Source organism: Microbacterium faecale (assembly GCF_014640975.1).
GTDB classification, from domain to species: Bacteria; Actinomycetota; Actinomycetes; order Actinomycetales; family Microbacteriaceae; genus Microbacterium; species Microbacterium faecale.
The window spans coordinates 608,063-633,023 of record NZ_BMHO01000001.1 but is presented as its reverse complement, the minus strand read 5'-3'; the positions used below and the strand labels follow the sequence as shown (position 1 = coordinate 633,023).

Here is a 24,961-nt window from a genome sequence, read left to right as displayed (position 1 = left end):
TTGGGTTCGATAGTCATTTATGGTGTTATCTATCGACGAGTGGCAGGATTGTCACGCCCGAGCGCGACACTGATGTCCCGGAGGAACACCGTGAGAGATCCCATCGTGGAGACAACCGCCGGACGGATTCGCGGCCGGAGCATCGACGGAGATGTTCTGCGATTCGCCGGCGTGCCGTACGCCGCACCGACGGGGGGAGCCGGCCGCTTTCGCCCACCGCAGCCACGCGCGCCCTGGGCCGGCATCCGCACGGCAGTCGCGTTCGCGCCCATCGCGCCGCAGCACGGCGCCCACGCGAAGCCGGGAGGCGCAGAGGTGATGTCGGAGGACTGCCTCGCGCTGAACGTCTGGACCCCCTCGACCGCGGGGCGGCGCCCGGTTCTCGTGTGGCTCCACGGCGGCGGCTTCGCCTCAGGCATGCCGCACCACCGGCCGGCCGACGGCACCGCGCTCGCGCAGACGGGCGACGTCGTCGTGGTCAGCGTCGCCCACCGCCTCGCGCTCCTCGGGTTCCTCCACCTCGACGAGCTCTGCGGCGGCGAATACGCGGGCTCGGGCAACGCGGGCATGCTCGACCTCGTCGCGGCCCTCACGTGGATCCGCGACAACATTGCGGCGTTCGGCGGCGACCCAGACGCCGTGACGATCCACGGCCACTCCGGCGGGGGCGGGAAGGTCGCCGCGCTGTGCTCCATGCCGGCCGCACGCGGACTCTTTCGCAGCGCCGCCATCCACGGCGGCCCGCCGTTCGGCTTCAAGCACGCCGCGACCGCCCACGAGACGGCGGAGCAGGCGCTCGCCCTGCTCGAGATCCCGCCGACCCGCGCGGATCGGCTGCGCGATGTCCCCCTCCAGCGCCTCTTGGCCGTTCAGCGTGATCTCGGCGTGCACGGCGCCCCCGGCCCGGACGGGATGCGCTTCGCACCGACGGTCGCCACGCCGGAGTTGCCTGCCGACCCGCTCCAGGCTTTCGCGGCCGGGGCCGCAACCGACGTCGCCCTCATGGTGGGCACCGCGCTCGACGAGTCTCGCGCTGCCGCCTTCGCCCACCCCGCCTATCTGACCGGCGACGAGATCAGCGACGACGACCTCGTGGCACGCGTGCGGCCCGGCCTCGACGATCCCGACGACGCCGAGGGTCTCGTCGCCGCGTACCGCGAACTCGATCCTGCGGCCGGAAACGTCGACCACTTCTTCGCGATCACGAGCGATCAGTTCCGCATCCGGTCACTCCGCCTCGCCGACGCGAAACACCTGGGGGATGGCCGACCGTCGTGGGTGTACCTCTGCGAGACCGCCCACGACACTCCGCACGGCGCCTTTCACGGCATCGAGATGCCCCTCTTCTTCAACAACACCACGCCGGCCACACCGGGGCGTGCCGTGGCCTCCGCGCTGAGCGCCCAGCTCGTCGCATTCGCGCATGACGAGCTGGGCGCATCCGAGACATGGGCGCCGTACACGCCACCCCAGCCCGACCAGCTCGTCATCGAGGACGACGCGCTACAGACTGCCCGCGCGCCGCGGCACGAACGGGTGCGCCTGTGGGACGGGATCGTCGTCACACCCAGCACGGATCCCTGGACCACGCTCTGGCCGCAGCCACAGGAACATCATTCTGCTTGACACTCCGGTGGGCCAGCCCATAATATGACACCTGACGCGTCGATCGTCTCTATGGACGATATATAACCCAGGCGCGTCGCCACGCACCTGCCGTCAAAGGAGATCGCGATGCGGCGTGAACGAAACAAGGTCCTGCGCGGATTCGCGCTCGTTGTCACACTCTCCGCCGCGCTGGCCGCGAGCGGCTGCGGCGCCGGGGGAAGCGAAGGGCAGACCGCGGAGGCAACCGACATCACGTTCCAGTTCGCCGGGCCTCCGCTGTCCGGGCTGAACCCGGCGGCCACCGGAGGCACAACCTCGGCCTACGCATACGCGACGCCCGCCTACAGCACCCTCCTCTCGCAACGCGTCACGGGCGAGATCGTCGGCGACCTCGCGACTGAATGGGGGTACCCGGAGGGGGACAACCTCCGTTTCGATATCACGCTGCGCGACGACGCCACGTTCGCCGACGGCGGCGAGGTCGACGCGGCCGCCGTCCAGAAGTCGCTCGAGTACGTGCGGGATGGCAACTTCTACCTCAGCTCGCGGTTCGCGGCGTTCGAGAACATCGAGGTCACGGGCGACTACGCGCTGACGATCGAGCTCTCGGAGCCCGTCGCGAACCTGCCCTTCGTCCTGACGGCGTCGGGCGGAGCGGGTTTCATCATCAGCCCGGACGCCATCGACGACCCTGACTCGCTGGAGAACGCGACGTCGGGCTCCGGACCGTACGTGTACTCGCCCGAGAAGAGCGTCATCGACACAACCTATGTGTACGAGCGCAACCCCGACTATTACAACCCCGATGCGATCAAGGCCGACACCCTCACCGTCCAGGTGATGAACGAATCGAGCACGATCCTCGCCGCACTGCAGACCGGTCAGATCGACGTGGCACAGGGGAGTTCGATGACGGCCGACGCGGCGGCGAGCGCAGGCTTCGGGGTCGAGCAGGTCGGCGGATCCGTGCACGGGATCGGTCTCCTCGACCGGAGCGGCGAGATCGTGCCCGCGTTGGGCGATGTGCGCGTGCGTCAGGCGATCAACATGGCGCTCGACCGCGAAGCGATCACCGAGTCGATGCTGCCCGGGGGATACGGAGTCCCGACGGAGCAGATCCTGGCGGAGGGCCAGCCCGGGTATGATCCGGACCTCGTCGGCCGCTACGCGCACGACGTCGACGCCGCCAAGGACCTCCTCGCTGAGGCCGGCTACGCAGACGGGTTCGAGATGACGCTCATCTGCGCCGAAACGGTCGGCAACTGCACGTCCGCCGAAGCCGTGATGGGCGACCTCACAAACGTGGGGATCTCGGTGAACCTCGAGACCGTCGCGGTGAGCACGTCCGCGTTCGACGAGAAGGTCGCGAGCCGCGAGTATCCGGCGGCAATGCAGCGCATGCGCACTGTCGCATCCGAGTTCGCGCCGCTGCTGCTCGAGGACGTCGGGGGCTCCGCGAACCCCTTCCAGTCGGAAGACGACCAGATCGCGCAGCTGTGGCGCGAGGCGACGGACGCGATCGACCCCGACGCGCAGGCGGAGGCGTACCGTGCGCTCTCCGAGCGTGTCGTCGAGGAGGCCTGGTTCGCGCCGCTGTATGTGCAGTCGACCGTCTACTACGTCAATCCCGAAATTGAAGGCTTTCTGGTGACCGACGAGAATTCGCTCTACAGCCCGATCGATGTGGAGGGCGAGTACACGTGGTCGAAGTGACGCGCACAGACGTCCCCACGGTCCGGTTCTGCGCGGTCGGGGACGTCGGTCCCGAGCGGCGCGACGTGGACACGCTTTTCGAGAAGACGGCGGACGAGATCCGCTCGGCCGACCTCGCGTTCATGCAGCTGGAGATGACCCTCACCGAGCGCGGGGCGCGTGTGCCGCAGACCAAGCACACGTCGCGCACGCACCCCGATGCGGCTGAGGCGTTCGCCCGGGCGGGGTTCGACGTCGTCTCGTGGGCCTCGAACCACTCGCTCGACTGGGGCACCGAAGGGTTCCTCGACACCGTCGAGGCGATCGAGGCCGCGGGGCTCATCCCGCTGGGGACGGGGCGCAACATCGACGAGGCACGAGCACCGCGCATCGTCGAACGAGGCGGCCTCCGCGTCGCCTTCCTCGCGTATTGCAGCATCCTCCCGGACAGCTATTGGGCGACGGCCGAGCGCGCGGGCATCGCGCCGCTGCGCGCCTTCACGCTTCACGAGGCGATCGAACCCGATCAGCCGGGCACGCCGCATCGCATGTACACGGTGCCGCACCCCGGTGACGAGGCGGCAATGGTGGCCGACATCGAGGCGGCCAAGGAGAAGGCCGATGTCGTGATCGTGTCGTGCCACTGGGGAATCCACTTCACGCGCGCGGAGCTGGCCGATTACCAGCGGGCGCTCGGACGGGCCGCGATCGAGGCCGGCGCGGAGATGGTGCTCGGCCACCACGCACACATCCTGAAGGGCGTCGAGTTCCATCGGGGCAAGCCCATCTTCCACAGCCTCGGCAACTTCGCCATCGAGCTCCCGATGGACGCCGAGCACGCCGCGCGGCCGTCGTTCCGACACCTGCTGAGCCTCCACCCCGGGTGGGAGCCCGACATCGGCGGGATGTTCAACTTCCCACCCGATGCGCGGATGTCGATGATCGTGCACTGCGACCTCGACGCGGCGGGGGCCTCCCGCGTCCGGTACCGGCCCGTCATGATCGACCGCATGGCGGTTCCCGAGCCGCTCTCGGCCGGCGACCCACGCTTCGACCGCGTCGTCGACTACGTGCGCGACATCAGCCGCGAGGCGGGACTGGACACGGGCTTCACCGTCGACGGCGACGAGGTATTTCTGACCCCCGGCGACCGCCAGCGCTGAGACGCACACGCGAAAGGTCCCGCCGGCGTTCCGGCGGGACCTTTCGCGTCGGTGCCGCGCACTACAGCGGTGGGGCACGGACGCTCGCCGTGCCCCACCGCCGTGTTCAGCTCGTCGGCTGCCAGTTGTACTCGGGCTGGGGACCGACCGGGAGCATGACCGGGTTCGCGGGCGAGGAATTGATGTTCGTCACGTCCGCGCCGATGTAGTTGACGTAGTACTCCGTCAGGACCGGGATGGAGTACGCCAGCTCCTGCCAGCGCGCGCTCATGTCCTGATAGACGGCGTCGCGGTCGTCCCCGGCGACCCGCAGGCTCTCGGCGTAGAGCGACTCCATCTCGTCGTCGACGAAGCCGAAGGGGTTCGTCATCGATCCGGTCGAGCGGTAGCCGCGGTAGGTGTTCCCGACGTCGCCGTTGGACGCCCAGATCGTCGCCTCGTACTCCAGCGTCTCCGCCTTCTCGATGAACGACGGGATGCTCACCGTGTCGACCACGAGATCCACCTCGATCCCGACCTCCGAGAGGCTGCTCGAGACGGCCTGGGCGATGCGCGAATCCGGGTCCTGCAGACCGCTGTCGAGCAGCTTCATCTCGAATCCGTCCTCGTACCCCGCCTCGGCGAGCAGGTCGCGGGCACGGTCCGGATCGTGCTCCCATCCGATGTCGGCGTTGTGGCCCTCGATGCCCTCGACGACCATCTGGTCGCTGACCGCCATGTACTCGCCGCCCAGCGCCTCAACGATGGTCTCGCGGTCGATCGCGAGACCGATCGCCTCCCGTACGCGCTCGTCGCCGAGCGCCGGATTGATCTCGCCCTCGGTGTCGGCGAGCCGCAGCTCCCAGTTGTAGAAGGGCACGGAGGCGATCTCGAGCCCGGCGCCTTCGGCCGCCTCCGCCATCAGCGCGGATCCGAGACCGAAGTCGATCTGGCCGGTACTGGCCGCGTTGAGCACCGCGTTCTGATCCGAGATGATCTGGACCGTGACGCGCTCCCACATCTGCGCGTCCGGGTTCCAGTAGTCGGGGTTGCGGTCGTACACGTACTCCGAGTCGGGCACGGACGCGTCGGGGTTGTAGAGGTACTGTCCGGCTCCGTCCATGCTCCGCAGCAGGCTGTCCGGATCCGCCAGCCCCTCCGGCCCGATGACGTTGCCCATCATCGACAGCTGGTTCAGCGAGGCCGGCGCATCCGAGAACGGCTCGGAGTAGTGGATCGCGACCGTGAGGTCGTCGACGACCTCGACGGAGTCGATCGGCCCGACCGAGGACAGGTTCGGCCCGCCCTTCTCGAGGAAGTACTCGAACGAGGCCTTGACCGCCTCGGCGTCCATCGTCTCGCCGTCGGCGAAGGTCACCCCCTCCCGCAGCGTGACCTGGAAGGTCGTCATGTCATCGGAGGTGAACTCCCACTCGGTCGCGAGGTTCGGCTGGAGGCTGCCGTCGGGGGCCTTGTAGATCAGCGGGTCGTAGGCGAGCACCGTGAAGATCGAGCCGCTCGCCGTGCCCTGCAGGGCGGGGTCGAGACTCATGGGCGCGCCGCGGAACTGCAGGGCGAGCTCATCACCGCGCTCGCTCGCGCCGGCGGCGGGATCCGGCGCCGAGTCTCCCTCAGCGGAGGGCGCGCAGGCGGCGAGCGCCGCGCCCACTCCGATGGCCGTCACGATCGCCGCTGCTCTGCGGGCGCGCGATCCGGGTCGCTTCGGTCGATTGTTCGTCATATCGTGTCCACCTTCGTTCGGTCTGTGTCATGACGTGCTGTGGGCTCGGCGCGCCCGTTGATCTCGTCGACGAACAGCGCCACCTCGCGGATGAGGCGCTCCGGCACCTCCTGGGTCATGAAGTGCCCCTCGCTCTCGAAGAACACCGCCTTCGCGTCGCGCACGCTCATCACCGCGCGCAGCGAGGCCTCCGGCGACACGATGCCGTCGCGCATCCCGGCGAGCATCAGGGTCGGCACGCGCACCTGCTTGAGGATCTCGGCGAGCGCCTCGTTCGTCTTGGCCTCGGGAAACGGCATGCCCTGGTTGATGCGGGACTCGTCGTCGTCGCGCTCCATCGTCGCCGCGACGGCGCCGTCGAGGAAGGCGTCGCGGCGCGCGCGGCGCTCGGTCTCGTCCGGGTGCAGCCACCCGCCGAGCACCTCGAGCTGACCGCGCACGGTGTCGACGTCGCCGTTCATGCGCGCCTCGATCACCGCGCGGCGCCCCTCGGAGGAATCGGTCACGCCGTACCGGTCGTGCGGCGCGCCGACCACCGAGACGAACGCCTTGAGCCGCTCGGGACGGCGCATCGCGATGTACCACCCGATGCCGGCGCCGTGCGAGGCTCCGGTGTAGATGAAGCGGTCGATCCCGCGCGCGTCGGCGAAGGCCACGACGTCGTCCGCCCACTGGGCGAGCCAGCCCTCGCTCGGCGGCCGGGTCGGCCGCGTCGAGCGCCCGAAGCCCCGCGCCTGCACGGTATAGACCTTGTACCGGGACGGCGCCTCGGCGAGGCCCTCGGGATATCCCACGCCCGCGAAGCCCATGGCGGAGGAGATGACGGTCTCTCGCGCATCGTCGTCTCCGTACTCGTCGAACCACAGCTCCGCGTCAGCGATCTTCTGAATCGGCACAGCTCTCCCTCTCGTTGTGTCCTTCGGTCTCTGCCTTCGCCGCCCGTGTCACGGCGCGCTGAGCACCGTTTCCTCGCTCTGCCGCCGCGGGGCCTGCCCCAGCCGGGCCGCGTTCCGGCGTGCCTGCTCGTCCGGATCGGGCACGGGCGCCGCCGCGATGAGTCGTTTCGTGTAGTCGTCTTCCGGCGCCCGGTAGATCTCGGCTGCGTCGCCCTGCTCGACGATCTGGCCGTCCTTCAGCACGACGAGGCGGTCGGAGATGTGGTGCACGATCGAGAGGTCGTGCGAGATGAACAGGAAGCTCGCGCCGCTCTCGCGCTGCAGCCCCGCCATGAGGTTGATGACCTCGGCCTGGATCGAGAGGTCGAGCGCGCTCACGGGCTCATCGCAGACGACGAGCTTGGGCGAGAGGATCAGCGCGCGGGCGACGGCGATCCGCTGCCGCTGCCCGCCGGAGAACTGCGCCGGGTATCGCGTCGCCGCGTCCTCGCCCAGCCCGACGCGACGCAGCATCGCGAGGACGCGCTCGGCGACCTGCTCCCGCGGCCCCGGATCGTGCACCTGAATCGGCTCGGCCAACGTGTAGCCGATCGGCTTGGTGGGGTCGAGCGAGCTGTACGGATCCTGGTACACGACCTGGATGTCGCTCGTGAGGGCGTTGCGCTCCGTGCGCGGAAGGTGCGTGATGTCCCGCCCGGCGAAGCGGATCGTGCCGCGGTGCGCGGCCACGAGCCCGAGGATGGCCTTGCCGATCGTGGACTTCCCGGATCCGGACTCGCCGACCAGGCCGAGCGTCTCGCCCTCGCCGATCGTGAAGGACACGTCGCGGACCGCCATCGTCCGCTTGCGGCCGCGTCGATACTCGACCGAGAGGTCGTCGACGTCGAGCAGGGGGGTCGTCATCGCGTCATCACCGCATTTCGTCCTTCGTGTGTGCCTTCGGCGGGGATGCGGATGCATCGCCCGGTGCGCCCGTGGTCGAACACGCGCTCCTCGATGCGCGACTCGCGGCAGGCCGCCGTCGCGACCGGACAGCGCGGCGCGAAGTGGCACCCGGTCGGCCAGTCGGTGGGCGGCGGCACCATCCCGCCGATCGCCGGCATGGGCTCGCCGCGACGCGCGTGATGCGGACTCGACGACCGCAGGCCCTGCGTGTAGGGGTGCAGCGGATCCGCGAACACCTCGCGCACGGTCGCACGTTCGACGACCTGGCCCGCGTACATCACGACGGCCCGGTCGCAGATGTCCGCGACGACCCCCCAGTCGTGCGTCACGAACATGATGGACATCTCGGTGTCTCGCTGCAGCTGGCGCAGCAGGTCGAGGATCTCGGCCTGCACCGTGACGTCGAGGGCGGTCGTCGGCTCGTCCGCGACGAGCAGGCGAGGGCGGCCGGCCAACGCGATCGCGATCGACACGCGCTGCGCCATCCCGCCGGAGAGCTGATGAGGGTAGAGCTTCGCCACCGCGCGCGGATCCGGCAGGCGCACGTCGGCGAGCAGCTCGAGCGCCCGCTTCTTCGCCGCGGCCGGGGAGCAGCGCTCGTGGGAGCGCACCGCCTCGGCGACCTGGAACCCCACGCGGAACGCGGGATCCAGGGCCACCATCGGCTCTTGTGAGATCAGCGCGATCTCCTTGCCGCGGAGCTTGCGGTACTGCGCTCGCGAGTATCCGGAGATGTCCTCGCCGTCGAACCAGATCTCGCCCGACACGATGCGGCCACCCGCGGCGAGCAGCCCCAGCACCGCGAGCGCCGTGACCGTCTTGCCGGATCCGGACTCGCCGACGAGCCCGACCGTCTCGCCCGGATGGACGTCGAAGTCCACCCCGTCGAGGACGACGGTCTCCGCGGTCCGCGTTCCGAACGCGACCGTGAGGCCGCGCACCGACAGCAGCGCCCGTTCGTCGCGGGATCCGGCGGGCGCGATCGTGCGCGTCGCGGCCTCTTCGCGGTGGTGCGCCCGCGGTCCGCCGGTGAATCGCTCGGCGTTCGCGTCGCGCACGGCGTCGCCGAGCAGACCGAACGCCAGCGTCGTGATCGTGATGATGCCCGCTGTCGGGAAGATCATCCACATGTGCAGCTGCAGCATCGTGGAGGCCTCGCCGACCATGCCGCCCCATGTCGGCGAGGGCGGCGGCGGACCGAAGCCGAGGAAGGCGAGACCCGTCTGCACGCCGAGGGCGATCGCGGCCAGCAGCGCGGTCTGCACGATGATGACGCCGAGGGTGCGCGGCAGCACGTGCCGCACGAGGATCTGGGGGTTCGTCAGACCGATCGTGCGCGACGCGTCGATGTAGAGCTCCTCGCGCACGCCGAGCACCGAGCTGCGGATCACGCGGATGACCGCGCCGCTCGCGAGCGCGCCGAAGGTGACCATCGCCGCCGTCATGCTGTTGGCGAAGATCGCAAGCACGGCGAGCGTGACGATGATGCCCGGCACCGCCATCGTCACGTCCACGACGCGCATCACGAGGCGATCGACCCACCCGCCGAGGAAGCCGGCGGCGATGCCGAGCGGGATCGCGAGCGCGAGGGCGACGATGAGCGCCTGCGCCACGCCGATCATCGTCTCCTGTCCGCCGTGCAGCAGACGGCTGAGGATGTCCCGTCCGAGCGCGTCCGTGCCGAGCAGGAACTCGGCGGACGGCCCGAGCCGGACGCTGTCCAGACGCTGCTGGAGCGGGTCGTGGGGCGCGAGCCACGGCGCCGCGACGGTCGCGGCGACGACGATCGCGAGGTAGACGAGCGAGACCGCGCCGAGGGGCTTGCGGATCGTGGCCGCGAAGAGATTGCGGCCCGTGCCGCGGAAGACGCGGGGCGAACCCTGCCGACGTGCCGTCATGAGATCCTCACCTTCGGGTTGAGCACCCCGTACATCACGTCGACCACGAGGTTGATCGCGATGACCATCAGGGTGAAGAAGACGCCGAGTCCGAGCAGCACCGGCAGGTCGTGGTTCAGCGTCGACTGCGTCGCGAGCGTGCCGAGCCCCGGTAGCACGAAGACGTTCTCGACGAAGACCGTCGACGTGAGACAGGCGACAGCCCCGACGCCGACGATCGTCATCGACGGAATCGATGCGTTCTTGACGACGTGCCGGAAGATGATCGACCGCTCGGGGATCCCGTTCGCTCGCATCATCCGCACGTAGTCGCGGCTGAGCGCGTCGAGCACCGAGTCGCGCATCTGCTTGGCGACGAGCGTGGTTCCCCCGAGACTCAGCGCGAACACGGGGAGCACGAGCGCCCACAGCCATCCGACGGGGTCGTCGGAGAACGCGACGTAGCCGGTCGCGGGAAAGATCCGCACGGTCACGGCGAACACCGACACGAGCAGGATCGCGATGGCGAAGCTCGGCACCGCGAGCCCGACGAGCGAGGCCGTGTCGAGCATGCGACCGACCCAGCCACCGCGCAGCGCGCTCATCAAGCCGAGCCCGCCGCCCACGACGGCGATCGTGATCGTCGCCAGCAGCATGAGCGACCCGGTGACGGGGAAGCGCGCACCGACGATCGTGACGACCGACTGCCCGCTGTAGATCGATGCGCCGAGGTCGCCGCGCACCGCGTCCCACGCCCAGTTCAGGTACTGCAGGTAGAGCGGCAGATCGAGTCCCATCTGCTCACGCAGCGCGGCGACCGCCTGTGGGGTGGCGTTCTCTCCCAGGATCGTCCGCGCCTGATCGCCCGGGACGATCGAGGACAGGATGAACATGACGACCGAGACGATCACCAGGATGGGAATCGCCATGAGCACACGCCTCGCGAGGACCGCGACCATCGGCTCAGCTCCTTTGCTAAACACGTTGAATTACTGTCGTAACTGATTGTGAAGAATATCATTGGCTATGATATTCGACAAGACCCGTTTCGGGTCGGGCTCACCCGGCCGGGTGCCAGGCGAAGCCCGGGTCCGGGGCGACCGTGATCGGGATCGGATTGAGGTTCGTGACCTCGACCCCGGCCAGGTCCGACCCGACGTAGTGCAGGTCGTTCGCCGTGAAGACCGGGATGTGCCACGCGGTCTCATAGGCACGCTCACTCATCTGCTCGTACAGGGAAAGGCGCGCCTCGTCGTCGAGCGTCACCGACTCGTCGAACAGGGATTCCATCTCGTCATCGAGCGTGGCGGACGGATTGCGCGGACCCGATCTGAGCGTCTGGTACAGCAGACCCATTGTCGTTCCGCTCATCGGGAAGATCGTGGCCGCATACTCACCGGACTGCGCCTTCTCGACGAATCCCGACACACCCGTGGAGTCCGCCGTCAGCTCGACGTCGATGCCGATGTCCTCGAGGTAGCTCACGATCGCCTGCGCACGGATCGCGTTCTGGTCGAGCGCGTTCGTCGAGAGGATCGGCATCGAGAATCCGTCCGCGTATCCGGCGTCCGCGAGCAGCTCGCGCGCGCGATCCGGGTCGTAGGGGTACTCGAGGCCGTCGACGAAACCGATTGCGCCTTCGTTCATGATCTGGCTGCTCGGCTGCGCGGTCTTCGGCGCGATCGCGTCGACGATCGCCTGCCGATCGATGGAGAGCGCGATCGCCTCGCGCACCTGCGGATCCTCGAGCGCCGGCACAAGGTCGCCACTGCGGTCGGCAATGTGAATGCCCCAGTTGAAGAAGGGCACCTGGAGCACCTCGATTCCGGCGGCCTCCGCGGCGTCGAGGGTTCCCGGGGCCCCGAGCGTGTAGTCGACCTGGCCCGTCTGGATCGCCGACAGGGCGGCGTTCTCGTCGGTGATCGCCTGCACCGTGACGCGCTCGTACATCTGCGCCTCGGGGTTCCAGTAGTCGGGGTTCCTGTCGAAGACGTAGGTGGCGTTCGAGACCGATTCGTCGGCGTTGAAGATGTACTGCCCCGCACCGTCCATCTCGGTCGAGAGCGTTGAGGGATCCTCGAGGCCGTCCGGCCCGATGATGCTGCCGAACTTGATGTACTGCGACAGCGTCCACGGTGCGTGGGGGAACGGTTCGGCGTACGTGATGCGCACGGTGGCGTCATCAATCGCCTCGACCGTGTCGATCTCGCCGACCTCCGCGACGGCTCCGCCTCCCGAGCTAAGGAAATACTCCATCGAGGCGACCGCTGCGTCCGCGTCGAGGTCGGCGCCGCCCGCGAAGGTCACCCCGTCGCGAAGGGTGAACTCGAAGACCGTGTTCTCGTCGTCGGCGTATCCCCACTCGACGGCGAGGTCAGGGATGTAGTCGCCCTGCGGGGTCATGTAGATGAGCGGGTCGTACGCGAAGGCGATGATGTTGGCGCTCGGGCCCTGGCCGGATAGCGCGGGATCGAGCGTGACGACATCACCGAAGTACTGGATATTTAGGTCGCCGCCGGCAGCTGCTGCGGCCGGATCATCGGGTGCGGGGGCGTCGTCGGCCGCGCATCCGCTGACGACAAGTCCGCCCGTGACAAGCACGGCAGTGATCAGGGCCCTGCGGCCCGTGTGACGGTGGAACATCTTTGTTTCCTTTCAACGGGTGAAGAAGGCGGCGCGCGCACCATCCCATTCGATGTCTGCGGCGAGCCCTGCCTCGGTGGTGATGTCTCTGACGTACTGCACGATCTGGGCGCCGCGCTCGCCGTGCGCGACGTGCGTGCGCGCGTTCTCGTCGATCCAGCACGGCACGAAGCCGGCTCGCGCAACACCGCTCGCGTCGACCTCGACGGTCGCGATCATCGTCTGGCGTGCGTCGCGCGAGAAGGGGAAGTTCTGCACGTCGCGATCCGGATCCACGAGCGAGAGGATCGGCGACCGGGTCGGGCGCGTACGCGCCCGCGACGCCGAAGACTGCGGGTTCGCCGAGTCCGGGTATGCCGTGACGAAGTGGTTCACGCCGTGGAAGATCGGCCGCCCCTTGTACACCTCGACCCCGCGCAGGATGTGAGCGTGGTGGCCGATCACGACGTCCGCGCCGGCGTCGATCGCCGCATAGGCGAGGGGGCGTTCGTACTGAGCGAGCCGAGCGCGCTCGAACACGAGGCCCTTGTGCAGGCTCACCGCCACGACGTCGACGCGCTCCTTCAGTTCGCGGATGTCCGCGCACATCGCGCTCAGCGTCTCGGCGTCGATCGCCGTGAACTCGGTCGGAGGGCTCCCCGGCGACGCCATCTCGACGTCGTAATGCGCGTGGATCCGCACGTAGGCGGCGCCGGCCTTCGAGGGGGTCGCCCACGATTCGCGCGGCCCGACCGCGTTGTAGCTCAGCAGCCCGATACTCAACCCCGCGCGCTCAACGGTCGCCGCCTCGCGCGCGGCGGCGCTGTGGGATCCGGCACCGGTCGTCGCGATGCCGAGCTCCCGCAGGGTGCTCACCGTGTCCTCGACGCCATTCTGGCCCTGGTCGAAGATGTGGTTCGCGGCGAGCGTCGCCACGGTGATTCCGACGTCGCCGAGGACAGCGAGGTTGTCCGGGGGCGCTGCTGGCGCGGGGAGGTCGGCGGAGGACACCTGGCCGCGTCGCGTGTGCGGCCATTCGACGTGCCCCACCGCAACATCGGCGCCGCGCAGGGTGTCGCCGGTGTCGCCGAAGTGCCCTCGCACCTCGTCCGCGCCGAGGATGAGATCCCCGACGAACATCATCTCGGCCGAGCGCAACGTGCTCATGCGAACAGCCGCGCCCACGGATCCACGCGCGAGGTCGCGACGACGTCGCGCCAGAGCTCGTGCCGATCGCCGTATGGATCGTTCACGACCGCGCTCCCCGATTCGCCGAACACGTACTGCGCTTTGTCGTCGCGGCCGTATGCGCGCCAGGCGTCGCCCGGCAGCGCGGGGCGGCCGGTTCGGGCGAACTCGGCATGCGCGTGTCGGGCCTCCGCGGCGAGCGCGAGGTTCTCCGGAGTCGCCGCGATCGGCATCCGCTCGGAGGCCTCCGTCACGGTGTCGAAGAAGAACGGCATCTGCACACCGTGGAATGCGCCGATCTCCTGGCCGTGGTTGACGTCGCACGCATAGAGGAACGCGTCTTTCCCATCCCCGCCGATCTTCGCCTCGACGAGCCGACGCGTGCGCACGAGGAACTGGTCGCTCATGATGTCCCGCAGCAGATCGATGTTGCGCGCGTCGCCCTGCGCCCGGTAGCCGGCGACGAGCTCGTCGGCACGGTCGGGGCTGTCGATCGAACTCGCGACGCGGGCCACGAGATCCGCCGCGCTGATGTCGAACTCGGGTTCCAGCCAGGCCGGATTCGCGAAGAGAACGTAGTCAGCCTCGTCCACGGACGTTCCCGCCATGAGGTCGATGCCGGCGGCAGCTCCGGACGCCAACGCGTTCTCGGGGCGCTCGGGAAAGTGTTCGGTTCCGACGACAGGAGCGAACAGCATGCCGTTCACCCCCGGGACGGCGCCCACCCCCAGTGCGGCCTGCGCCTCCAGCAGTCGTTCGCCGGGGATGTCGGCGATGGAGTCGATCGTGTCGGGGCGGAGGCCGAGCTCACGGATCAGGCGATCGGCGGCGTCCGCGGCCGCCGGGATGTCGCGATACCCGAACGGGGGGCCGCCGTGGATGACCGCCCGGTGGAACAGTTGCCGCGCGCGCGGCATCGCCATCAGTGTGGCGACCTTGCCGCCGCCGCCGGAGTGGCCGAAGATCGTCACGTTCTCGGGATCCCCGCCGAAGGCCGCGATGTTGTCGCGGACCCACTCGAGCGCGCGCTCGAGATCGAGCATGCCCGCGATGCTCGATCCCGCGAAGCGCTCGCCCGCCACGTGCTCAAGATCGAGGTATCCGAACAGCCCGAGCCGATGGTTGACACTCACGACGACGACGTCCTCCGCCATCGCGAGCCGTGCACCGTCGTTGACATCCGAATGGCCGACGCCCTGGCCGAATCCACCGCCGTGGATCCAGAAGAGCACCGGCCTCGAGCCCGAATGTTCGGGCGTCCAGACGTTCAGTACGAGGCTGTCGTCCCCCATCGGCCCGATGTCGTTCGCGCGACCCGGGCGGATCAGTTGGAATGCCGCGGGTCCGAAATCGTCCGCGTCGCGCACGCCGGACCACGGCGTCACGGGCTGCGGCGGACGGAAACGGTGACGTCCCGCGGCCGGCGCCGCATACGGGATCCCGGCGAATCGCATCGCCTCGCCGCACCGAACGCCGCGCACCCGGCCGGCGTCCGTCTCCACCACGAGCTGTTCCACGCTGTCTCCTCATCACCGTTGACGAGCCGGTTTATAAATCACATGGCATAGCGATCGTAATCTATAGTGACACGCTTTGGGAAGAGGGCTCTCGGCGTGAGTTCCCTCACCCGTGGGGTACGGTGCGGCCGCCCCCGTCACGCGGCGCCCGGAGCGCGACGAACACCGTGCACAGCAGCGCGGTGAGGCCACCGACGAGCAGGGAGACGCGACCGGACGACGCGTCGATCACCCACCCCATGAAGAGGGCGCCGAAGGGTGTCATGCCGAAGTTGCCGAGCGTCACGAGCGACATGAGGCGACCGATCGCTTCGGGAGGCGCCGACGACTGGGCCGCCGCGTTCAGCACGCCCTGGTAGCAGCCGATTCCGAACCCGAGAAGCGGCGACACGGCGAGGAACACCCCGAGGGTCGGGGCGGCCGCGTTGACGAACAGGGCGCCGCTGAACACCGCAAGCGCGACGATGAGGGAGCGCACGCCGATCGCCGGCCGTGCGGCCGCGAGGATCCCGCCTGCGATCGCGCCGACGGCGTTGAGCGCGTGCACGAAACCCACGCTCGCCGCATCACCGCCGAACGAGAGATCGACGATCGACGTCAGCACGAGGCCGAAGTTGAGCGCGAACAGCGCGATCACGACGTTCACGATGAGGAGCGTCGAAATCGACCTGTCGCGCAGGAAGTCCGTCAGACGCACCGCCGGGCCGGATCCCCTCGTCACACGCGCGTGCAGGTCCCGACGGCGGATCAGGAGCAGCATCGTCCCTGCGAGCAGGTAGGAGGCCGCGTTGAGAAGCATGCACGCGGGCGCCCCGAGCGCCTGGAATGCGAGCCCGGCGAGGCCCGGCCCCACCGAGCGGGCGGCCGCGATCGCGATGGTGCTGATCGACACCGCTCCCGGGTGCGTCTTCGGCCCGACGAGCTCGTAGATGATCGTCTGGCCCGCGACACGCTCGAACGCCTGGACCGTGCCGAACACCCCGATGAGCGCGTAGATCTGCCAGAGCTGCGGATCATCCCCCGCCACGACGAACGCGACGCATACCGCGACGCAAGCCGCAAGGATCGAGGTGACGATGAGGATCGTGCGGGGACGGATCCGGTCGGCCAGACGCCCCGCGGGCACGCCCAGCAGGAAGATCGGCAGGAACTGCGCGACGGTGACGCCGCTCAGCGCCTGTGCGCTACCCGTCGCACCGAGAACCACGAGCTGCAGCGCGAGGTTCTGAAACCACAGCCCGACGTTCGACGCGACCTGCCCCGTGAAGAACAGCGAGAAGCTGCGCTGGCGGAACGGCCGGAAGACACCCACCCGTCAGCGGCGCGCGGACACGCGCGTGCGCAGGAAGTCCGCGATGCGCTCCGGAATCCGCGCGGCGCCGCTCGAGCGTTGGTCGGCGTTGTTGGCGCGGATCTCCAGCACCGGGATGCCCTGCTCCTCCAACGCCTCGGTGATGAGACCAGCGCCCGGTGTGTCGTCCGCGACGAGGTGCACGACGCCGTCGACGCCGTGAGAGAGCGCCTCCTTCACGTACCACTCGCTCGACCACGGCGGTACGTAGAGCTGGTCGGTGATGCCGACGAAGCGCGCCGCGAGCGTGCGCATTGCGTCGTCACCGTGCCGCGCGTAGCCGTCCGCGGCGATCGCGAGGTACATCGACCACACGAACACCGCACCGAACTCGTCCTGAAACCGGCGATACATGTCGAGGTCCGACCAGAGCCCGCGGCCGACCCACATGAGGCGCACGCGCTCGTCCGCGCAGACCGCCTGGCCGCTGTCGATCCGCTCGACGACCTCTTCGTAGAGGGAACGCGCCGCGCCCACCGCCCATTCGCTTCCGCGATGCCACTGCGGCACCATGACGGCCGGCATCGAGTCGTTCACGGCGATCGGCGTCGGCCGGGCCGCCGCAATCGCGTCTCGTGTCTTCTTGTTCCACCCCGCCTGCTCGTTGCCGAGCTCGAGGATCCGCCGCAATCGTGCGTGGTCGAGCGTGCGGCCCGTGCGCTCCTCGAGCCAGGCCACCAGCTCGCCGATCTCGTCCTGCAGGAGATCGATGCGGTCCGATCCGAAGGCCTCTTCCCATCGATACGGGACAAGCTCCCACCACCGGGGGGGCACCGGATCCGCGCCCGTGCGCGAGAGGAGGAACGTCTCGGTTCCGTCGCGCTCGCCCCACTGCTCGAAGATCTTCTGCGTCACGTCGCCACTGCGCTCCGCGATGGCGAAGGCCGGCTGCGGGAGCCCACCCCACGGCCGGTCGTCACTCGGGAGATCCTGCTCGCCGAGTGGGATGGCGTCGTACTGCAGGCTGAAGTCGGGCAGGCCTTGCGCGGCGACACGCTCGAGTGCGGCTGCGCTCATCCGCTTCGCGGCGACGATCGACGACCACCATTGCGTCACGACGTACGGGATGTCGAGCGCCCGCAGGATCTCGTGCGGCGCGTCGGCGTTGACGATCGCGATCGGCTCTCCCGCGCGGGCGCGCTCGGCCACGTCCTGGAACCAGGCCTTCTGGAAGCGCGTCGCCTCAGCGGCGGCGCGCAGGCGTTCGGTGCTCATGCAGGCTCCTTCACGATCCGGGCGCGCAGGGCGATGGCGGCCTCCGACGCGTCACGGGCGGCGCTCTCCGGCGCGATGCGCACGCGTTCTTCGAGCGGCAGTCCAACATCGCTCATCGCGGTGCGCTGCGCGGCAAGATCCCATGCGGGTGCGTCGTCCAGGTCGCGAGCGAGCGCGAGCACGCCGCGCGCATCGACGCGCGAGACGACGGCGGCGAGGGCCGCGGCCCGCTCGCGGGATCGCGACCTCGCAGCCAACGGAGGCCGCCGAGCATGTTCACGTGCGAGAGACGCGCAGACCTCCTCGAGGGAAGAGCCGTCGGCGGCCTCGCCGATCCAGGAGGCGTCGCCCGCGTCGTGGTCCTCGGCGCGCACGACCAGGCCGGTCGCTTCGATGGCGTCGTACACGGTGTGATCGGGATGCGATGATCCGGTCACGACGATCGGCGCCGCGTCTGCCGCCGGAGCCGTGCAGGCCGCGTCGATGAACGCGACCGCGTCTTCCGGAGCGCGCGTCGCCGCGGCGGCATAGGCGGCGAGCGCCGCGGATCCGGTGCACTCGCCGCCGACACGCCGCGCGCGGAGCCTGGCCAACGCCTCGCCGAGCGCGCGCTCGCGAGTCGCGGCGGACGCAAGGGAGTGCGCATCGACGGGCTCGCCGGTGAGCGACGAGCAGAACGCCGCGAGTCGCGCGTACTGGCGCGCCACGAAACGCTCCCGGGGAGCGCCGAGGCCGCGGGGAGCGTCGAGCAGCGTGATGGGAAACCTCACGCGCCCGCGACCAGCCAAGACGCGCAGAACGTAGAACAACCGCAGATTCGCGGCGGAGTCGTTACAGACGACCAGGCCGTCGAGTCCGTCGTGCGCGCCGCCGAGGAGCTCATCGAGCAGGCGCAGCGCGACGGCGTCGGAGACTCCGAGCAGCTCCGACGCGTCACGCGACACCTCGCCGTGCCACGCGCCATGCAGGCGGACGGGCACGGCACCCGCCGCCAACACGATCTGGCGCGGGGCGTCGGCGCCGATCATGCCGATGTGGCGGCGCGTGGTCATCCCACGCGCTCCAGGCGCAGGCTGGCGATGCGCTCCTCGTCGTACCCCAGCTCGCGCAGGATCGCGTCGGTGTGCTCGCCGAGCTTCGGCGCCGGCCCCGACAGATCGGACGGCTTGCCGGAGAACACGACGGGCAGACCGGAGCCGTACAGGCCGTCGAAGTGACCGAACTTCGGGTGCACGAGCGGCACGACCTCGCCGCGCTGCTGGACGTCGGGGTCGCGGACCGCCTCGGCCGTCGAGCGGACCGGCGCCGCTGGCGCGCCGTGGGCGGACAGCGAGGCCATCGCCTCGTTGAGCGTGCGCTCGGCGGCCCATCCCGCGATGAGGCCGTGGAGGCGATCGGCGTTCGCGACGCGCGCGTCGCGGCTGCCGAACTCGGCGCCGCCCAGCAGGTCGGAGCGCCCGATCGCCTTCAGTACCGACGCCGAGAACTGGTCTGTCGGGGCCGTGACGGCGAACCATCCGTCGATCGCACGGAACGTCCCGAAGGGCGCGAGGCGCGGCACGTAGGCACCGGTACGAAGCGGGAAGCCGACCGACTCGAGCGCATCGAACGGCTCGCACGCGACCAGCGAGGTGAGGGCGCCGAGCATCGAGACGTCGACGTGCTGGCCCTCGCCCGTGTGCTCCGCCTGGAGGACTGCGGAAAGTGTGCCGATGACGGCGAAGAGCGGGGCGACGAGGTCGCCGACGGGCAGGCCGAAGCGCACGGGGGGTTCCCCGGGCTCGCCCGCGGTCGTCATGACGCCGCTGAGGGCCTGCACGATCGTGTCCATCGCCTTGCGGTCGCCGTGGTCGCCCGTCGCGCCGAAGCCGCTGATCGACGTGTAGACGATCTTCGGGTTCAGGGGCCGCACGGTCTCGTAGTCGATCCCGAGGCGCTTGGTGACACCCGCGCTGTAGTTGTCGACGACGATGTCCGCACTCTTGATGAGGTCGAGCAGCACGTCGCGGTGCTCGGGATCCTTCAGATTGAGCGCGATCGACTCCTTGCCGCGCCCGCGCAGCATCATCGACACCGACATGTCGTCGTCGGAGGTGCGGCTGAGGCTCAGCCCGCCCTCGGTGACATACGGCGAGTTGTTCCGCGACGTGTCGCCGCCGCGCGTGGGGTTCTCGACCTTGATCACGCGCGCCCCGAGCCCCGCGAGCAGCAGGGTCGCGTACGGCCCCGACAGCGCGGTCGTCAGGTCGATGACCGTTTTTCCTTCGAGCGGCCTCGTGGTCATGTCGTCTCCTTCACAGAGTGGTGGGCAGGTCGGCGTCGCGCGGACTCGATCGCGAGTCTCGGCATCAGCTCTCCCGCTGCGTGGTGCGGCCCGATCGGGCGAGGAATGTCCGGAGACGTTCGGATTGTGGGTCGTCGAAGAAGGCGTCGGCGGGACGATCCTCGACGACGCGGCCGTCCGCCATGAACACGCAGCGGTCCGCGACGTTCCGGGCGAACTCGAGTTCGTGGGTGACGACGACCATCGTGCGGCCGGTGTGCGCGAGCTGCTTCATCGTCTGCAGCACCTCGTCGACGAGCTCCGGGTCGAGCGCGCTCGTCGGCTCGTCGAAGAGGAGGATCCGGGGGTCGACGGCGACCGCACGCACGATCGCGACGCGCTGCTGTTGCCCGCCCGAGAGGTGGCGCGGGTAGGCGTCGGCCTTGTCCGAGAGGCCCACGCGCTCGAGCAGCTCGAGCGCGCGCGTGCGGGCGGCCGCGGGCGTGGCGCCGTGCACGTGCACGGGGGCCTCGGTGATGTTCCGCAGCACCGTCCAGTGCGGGAAGAGGTTGAACTGCTGGAACACCATGCTCATGCGCCGTTGCTGGCGCTGCTTCCCGGAGGGCGTCATCGGCCGCAGGTGGCCGCCGAGGCGCTCGTAGCCGAGCAGCTCGCCGTCGAGGCGCATGGATCCGCCGTCGATCGTCTCGAGCTGGTCGATGCATCGCACGAGCGTCGACTTGCCGGATCCGCTGGGGCCGAGGATCGCGACGACCTCGCCTTCGTAGACGCTCATCGAGACGCCATCGAGCGCCTTCTGGTCACCGAAGCGCTTGCGCACGTCGGAGACCTCGATCACGGGGGTCTCGTCGGTCACCTTCGGCTGCACGATGAGTCCGGACGAATCTGCGGACATCACACGGCCTCCTTCGATCGCGGCCGCTGGGGCCGGGTGGGGGTGCGGGTCGAACCGCGGCCGAAGTGGTCCTCGACGCGGCGCTGGACGAGGGTCAGCAACGTCACAGCGATGAGGTACCAGACGACCGCCACGAGCAGCATGGGGACGACTTCGTAGGTGCGGTTATAGATCACCTGCACGGAGTGGAGCAGGTCGCCCATCGCGATGACGCTGACGAGCGAGGTGCCCTTCATCAGCGCGATGACCTGCGATCCGGCCGGGGGCAAGATCACGCGCATCGCTTGCGGCAGCACGACGCGCGAGAACGTGCGCCAGCGGCCGAAGCCCATCGCTGCCGCGGCGTCCCGCTGGTCCTGGCCGACCGAGAGGATTCCGCCGCGGATGATCTCCGCCATGTAGGCCGACTCGTGCAGCGACAGCCCGATGACGGCGGCGGTCAGCGGAGTGATGATGTCGTTGGTCGACCAGCTGAACAGTTCGGGGCCGAAAGGCACGCCGAGCTCGATCCGCGGGATCAGGTAGGCGAGGTTGTACCAGAAGATGAGCTGCACGAGCGGCGGGACGCCGCGGAAGAATCCGACGAACGTGATGCATGCGACGCGCAGGGGCAGGAAGTCGCTCAGCTGGCCGGCCGCGAGGAACGTGCCGAGCAATGATCCGAGGATCATGCCGACGGCGGTCAACGCGACGCTCATTCCGAGCCCGACGAGCACGCTCGGGTGGAAGAGGTACTGCCCGACCACGTCCCACTCGAACCGCTCGTTGCTGACGAGGAACCAGATGACGCTGAGGGCGATGATCGCGAGGATCGCCGCGCCGAGGATCCGACCGGGCCGGATCCTCGCGCGCGCGGCAGCGACGTCGACGGGGGCAGTCGTTCCTGCCGACTGCTCCAGGCGTGTCATCAGTGCGTCACCCACTCGTCATCGGGTTGAGCGCCGGCTCGTCGACGGTGACATCGGTGATGTCCCAGTCGGACATGATCCGCTCGTACTCGCCGTTATCGAACAGCGCCTGGAATGCCTCGAGCATCGGCTCGGCGAGGCCGGACTCCTTCGGCATGAAGATCGCCAGCTGGTCGACGCCCGCCCCCTGCTCGTCGGTCTGCACGAGATAGTCGTACTTGTCGGGGTCCGCGGCCATCAGGTCGATCGCGCCGCCCTGCGTCGTGGCGGCGTAGTCGGCACGGTCGGAGTTGACGGCGAGGAACGTCGCGTTGCTGTCGGCGAGCCCCACGAAGGTCGGCTCGTCGAGGCCGTTGTCGGCGCACCACTGCGCGTAGAGCTCCAGCTGGGACTCGGACACGGATCCGGACACGCCCGACACGCGCGATCCGCACAGTGCCTCGGGGTCCGACAGCTCGTCCTCCCGCTCGGTGAGGTACACGTACGACGTGCGGGTCGTCATCCACACGACGGTGTCGAACTCCGCTTCGCGCTCCTCTGTCGTGCGCAGCGGGCCGTTGAAGGCGTCGTAGCGGCCGGACAGCATGCCGGTGAGCATGGCGTCGAGCCCGGAAGCGGTCTCGATGACGAACGGCACGCCGAACTGCTCGGACAGAGCCGCCTGGATGTCGGGGTCGATGCCGGTGAACGAACCGTCAGCTTCGATCGTCCGGTACGGGGGGTGCGTGTCGCCGGCCATCGTGATCTGGCCTGCGTCCTTGATGTCGTCCGGCAGCGCGTCGTACAGCGGCGCGTCCGTATTGACGGATCCGTTCGCGTCGCCGCCCTGGCTCGCGTCGCCTCCGGTTTCCGAGGAGGCATCGCTCGCACATGAGGCGAGCGCGAGGGCCGACAGCGCGACGAGAGCCGTCGGCGCGATTCTGCTGAGTCTCATGGGTATCTCCACATCCTTGTGTTCGGGGCGCCGCAGCGCATCGCCAAAGTATCATACCGATTGATATTCAGTAAGTGCCTTCTGCGCGGCGACCCCCGCGCGCCGGGAGGCGGGCTGGCGCACTCCGTAGACTCGACTGCACGCCGAGAGGGAGGGCGGTCGGTGACGGCACGGAAGTGGTTTGCAGCGGTCCGGTTCGGAGCCGCAGCGCTGTGCGTCGTTGCCCTCGTGCACCGCCAGCTGTGGGGCCTGAGCTCCCAGACCATCGCCGGGCAGAACTTCTTCGCGTACCTCACGATCCAATCCAACATCGCGTTCGCGATCATCGCCGTCATCGGCGGAGCGATCGCCATGCGGCGCGACGAGGATCCGCGGTGGTTCACCGACGCGCGCACGGTCGTCCTCAGCTGGACGATCACGGCGGGCCTCGTGTTCGCGCTCCTGGTATGGCAATCGGGCGTGCGCGGCGTCCCGATGACCGTGCCCTGGTCCGACCACGTTCTGCACTTCCTCCTGCCGGCGATCGCCATCGTCGCGTGGAACATCGGACCCGGCCGGCGCGCGGCGCGCTGGCGCCTCGTCGCCTTCGTCCTGCTCTATCCCGTGCTGTGGGGCGTCTTCACTTTGTGGCGCGGGTCGCACATCGGCTGGTACCCGTACTACTTCCTCGACCTGCGGCAGGTCTCCGGGATCCCGGAGTTCCTCGGCACGTGCGTGATCGCGCTGTCCGTATTCGCCGCCGTCGCGTGCGGCCTCATCGCGCTCAGCCGCTGGCGCGAGACGGTTCCGGACAGTCACACGAGGTCACGCGACATGCGGTGGCGGTGGCCGGCTCGGTACCGTCGAATCACCACCCACCCCAAGGAGATGCTATGACGCGGATCGAGACCACCACCGCCGGGAGCCTGCCGCGCACTTCGCAGCTGATCGAGGCCAACGCAGCCCGCACCTTCGAGGACGACGGCTTCACCCTCACCTCTACGCCGGAGTACCGCGAGCTCGTCGCGGCGGCCGTCACGGACGTCGTCGAGCGGCAGCGCCGCGCCGGCATCACCCAGCCCGGAGATGGGGAGTTCGGCAAGGCCATGTCGAACCCGATCGACTACGGCGCCTGGTGGGGCTACTCGTTCCAGCGCGTGTCGGGACTCGAGCTGACCGACAACTCCTTCTTCACCTATGAGCGCGTCGAGAGCACGCCGGGCAACATTCAGCTGACCTCGTTCCTCGACCGGCGCGATCGCGAGCTGTTCGCGGAGGCGTACGCGGACCGCTCCGCCGGCATCGGCACCGGCCGGAACGCCACCGCGTTCCCGACCAACACGGGCGAGATCACCTACACGGGGCACGACAAGGTCGCCAGCGATGTCGCGCACCTGACGGGCGCGCTCCGCGACGACGAACGCGGATTCATCACCGCGATCGCCCCGGGATCCGCGGCCCGCATCACGACGAGCTTCTATGAGACCGAGAACGAGCACATCACGGCCTGGGCGCGCGCGCTGCGCGAGGAGTACAAGGCGATCACCGACGCGGGCCTCATCCTGCAGCTCGACGACCCGTCGCTCGCCGAGAACTGGGACCAGATCCAGCCCGAGCCAACGGTCGAGGATTACAACGCCTTCACGCAGTTCCGCATCGATGCCATCAACGAGGCGATCAAGGGCCTCCCGAAGGAGCAGATCCGCCTGCACCTGTGCTGGGGCTCATGGCACGGCCCGCACGCGACCGACATCGAATTGAAGCACATCCTGAAGACGGTGCTGGGCGCGAACGTCGGGCAGATCTCTTTCGAGGCCGCCAACGCCCGCCACGAGCACGAGTGGACGGTGTGGGAGGAGAACAAGGACCTCATCCCCGACGATCTCGTCCTCGTGCCCGGCGTCGTCGGCCATTCGACGAACCTCGTGGAGCACCCCGAGCTCGTCGCCCAGCGCATCGAACGCTTCGCGCGGATCGTCGGCCCCGAGCGGGTTGTCGCCGCGACCGACTGCGGGCTCGGCGGTCGCGTGCACGAGCAGATCGCGTGGGCGAAGCTCGCCTCCCTCGGCGAGGGTGCCCGGATCGCCGGCGCACGCATCTGATCTGCGACGTGGCCCGCTCCGCTGTCGCGGAGCGGGCCACGTCGTGTTGCCGAGCATCGGGAAAT

At 69.1% G+C, this 24,961-nt stretch carries 20 protein-coding genes; 5 read left to right on the top strand and 15 right to left on the bottom strand.

The features are described 5' to 3' along the window. Positions 1-90: 90 nt before the first annotated feature. The 3 genes from IEW87_RS02885 to IEW87_RS02875 all read left to right on the top strand — a co-directional run bounded on the left by IEW87_RS02885 (position 91) and on the right by IEW87_RS02875 (position 4,463). Positions 91-1,626, top strand: a complete 1,536-nt coding sequence (locus IEW87_RS02885) for a carboxylesterase/lipase family protein (RefSeq protein ID WP_188710796.1) — start codon at positions 91-93, stop codon at positions 1,624-1,626. Between the two features lie 108 nt (positions 1,627-1,734). Then, positions 1,735-3,321 carry an ABC transporter substrate-binding protein gene (locus IEW87_RS02880; protein WP_188710795.1) on the top strand — a complete coding sequence of 529 codons (1,587 nt, stop codon included), beginning with the start codon at positions 1,735-1,737 and terminating at the stop codon, positions 3,319-3,321. Continuing rightward, positions 3,318-4,463: a CapA family protein gene (locus IEW87_RS02875; RefSeq protein WP_188710794.1), complete on the top strand. Its 1,146-nt coding sequence runs from the start codon at positions 3,318-3,320 to the stop codon at positions 4,461-4,463. Before IEW87_RS02880 ends, IEW87_RS02875 begins: the two co-directional genes overlap by 4 nt. A 106-nt stretch (positions 4,464-4,569) precedes the next feature. On the opposite strand, the gene IEW87_RS02870 is transcribed toward IEW87_RS02875, so the two are convergent. From IEW87_RS02870 to IEW87_RS02800, 15 genes are all read right to left on the bottom strand, one after another. Beyond that, complete coding sequence (locus IEW87_RS02870) at positions 4,570-6,183, bottom strand: ABC transporter substrate-binding protein (protein ID WP_188710793.1); 1,614 nt, start codon at positions 6,181-6,183, stop codon at positions 4,570-4,572. Next, a complete protein-coding gene (locus IEW87_RS02865; RefSeq protein WP_188710792.1) occupies positions 6,180-7,079 on the bottom strand; it encodes an alpha/beta fold hydrolase in 900 nt (299 codons plus the stop codon). Before IEW87_RS02865 ends, IEW87_RS02870 begins: the two co-directional genes overlap by 4 nt. 48 nt (positions 7,080-7,127) lie before the next feature. Further along, complete coding sequence (locus IEW87_RS02860; protein WP_188710791.1) at positions 7,128-7,982, bottom strand: ATP-binding cassette domain-containing protein; 855 nt, start codon at positions 7,980-7,982, stop codon at positions 7,128-7,130. After that, positions 7,979-9,922 carry a dipeptide/oligopeptide/nickel ABC transporter permease/ATP-binding protein gene (locus IEW87_RS02855; protein ID WP_188710790.1) on the bottom strand — a complete coding sequence of 648 codons (1,944 nt, stop codon included), beginning with the start codon at positions 9,920-9,922 and terminating at the stop codon, positions 7,979-7,981. Before IEW87_RS02855 ends, IEW87_RS02860 begins: the two co-directional genes overlap by 4 nt. Next, the gene (locus IEW87_RS02850) at positions 9,919-10,860 is read right to left on the bottom strand and encodes an ABC transporter permease (RefSeq protein WP_188710789.1); all 942 of its coding nucleotides are present in this window, start codon (positions 10,858-10,860) and stop codon (positions 9,919-9,921) included. The genes IEW87_RS02855 and IEW87_RS02850 overlap by 4 nt, the downstream gene beginning before the upstream one ends. A 100-nt stretch (positions 10,861-10,960) precedes the next feature. Next, complete coding sequence (locus IEW87_RS02845; protein WP_188710788.1) at positions 10,961-12,544, bottom strand: ABC transporter substrate-binding protein; 1,584 nt, start codon at positions 12,542-12,544, stop codon at positions 10,961-10,963. A 12-nt stretch (positions 12,545-12,556) separates the two neighbouring features. Next, positions 12,557-13,690 carry a CapA family protein gene (locus tag IEW87_RS02840; RefSeq protein WP_188710787.1) on the bottom strand — a complete coding sequence of 378 codons (1,134 nt, stop codon included), beginning with the start codon at positions 13,688-13,690 and terminating at the stop codon, positions 12,557-12,559. Further along, positions 13,687-15,228 (bottom strand): carboxylesterase/lipase family protein, encoded by a 1,542-nt coding sequence (locus tag IEW87_RS02835; protein WP_188710786.1) that lies wholly within the window; start codon positions 15,226-15,228, stop codon positions 13,687-13,689. Before IEW87_RS02835 ends, IEW87_RS02840 begins: the two co-directional genes overlap by 4 nt. A 106-nt stretch (positions 15,229-15,334) precedes the next feature. Continuing rightward, positions 15,335-16,540 carry an MFS transporter gene (locus IEW87_RS02830; RefSeq protein WP_188710785.1) on the bottom strand — a complete coding sequence of 402 codons (1,206 nt, stop codon included), beginning with the start codon at positions 16,538-16,540 and terminating at the stop codon, positions 15,335-15,337. 3 nt (positions 16,541-16,543) lie between these two features. Further along, entirely contained in the window at positions 16,544-17,794 is a 1,251-nt protein-coding gene (locus IEW87_RS02825; protein WP_188710784.1) for a 2-hydroxyacyl-CoA dehydratase family protein, read from the bottom strand. Beyond that, the gene (locus IEW87_RS02820) at positions 17,791-18,846 is read right to left on the bottom strand and encodes a 2-hydroxyacyl-CoA dehydratase family protein (protein ID WP_188710783.1); all 1,056 of its coding nucleotides are present in this window, start codon (positions 18,844-18,846) and stop codon (positions 17,791-17,793) included. Before IEW87_RS02820 ends, IEW87_RS02825 begins: the two co-directional genes overlap by 4 nt. Beyond that, positions 18,843-20,078: a CaiB/BaiF CoA transferase family protein gene (locus tag IEW87_RS02815; RefSeq protein WP_188710782.1), complete on the bottom strand. Its 1,236-nt coding sequence runs from the start codon at positions 20,076-20,078 to the stop codon at positions 18,843-18,845. The genes IEW87_RS02820 and IEW87_RS02815 overlap by 4 nt, the downstream gene beginning before the upstream one ends. A 64-nt stretch (positions 20,079-20,142) precedes the next feature. Then, positions 20,143-20,973, bottom strand: a complete 831-nt coding sequence (locus IEW87_RS02810) for an amino acid ABC transporter ATP-binding protein (RefSeq protein ID WP_308420908.1) — start codon at positions 20,971-20,973, stop codon at positions 20,143-20,145. Then, positions 20,973-21,881 (bottom strand): amino acid ABC transporter permease, encoded by a 909-nt coding sequence (locus IEW87_RS02805; RefSeq protein ID WP_188710781.1) that lies wholly within the window; start codon positions 21,879-21,881, stop codon positions 20,973-20,975. Before IEW87_RS02805 ends, IEW87_RS02810 begins: the two co-directional genes overlap by 1 nt. Positions 21,882-21,888: 7 nt before the next feature. Next, positions 21,889-22,815 (bottom strand): transporter substrate-binding domain-containing protein, encoded by a 927-nt coding sequence (locus IEW87_RS02800; protein WP_229730875.1) that lies wholly within the window; start codon positions 22,813-22,815, stop codon positions 21,889-21,891. 162 nt (positions 22,816-22,977) lie between these two features. Between IEW87_RS02800 and IEW87_RS02795 the strand changes: the two genes are divergently transcribed. Continuing rightward, positions 22,978-23,691 carry a Pr6Pr family membrane protein gene (locus IEW87_RS02795; RefSeq protein ID WP_229730874.1) on the top strand — a complete coding sequence of 238 codons (714 nt, stop codon included), beginning with the start codon at positions 22,978-22,980 and terminating at the stop codon, positions 23,689-23,691. Beyond that, a complete protein-coding gene (locus IEW87_RS02790) occupies positions 23,688-24,896 on the top strand; it encodes a cobalamin-independent methionine synthase II family protein (protein ID WP_188710780.1) in 1,209 nt (402 codons plus the stop codon). Before IEW87_RS02795 ends, IEW87_RS02790 begins: the two co-directional genes overlap by 4 nt. The last annotated feature ends 65 nt before the right edge of the window (positions 24,897-24,961 follow it).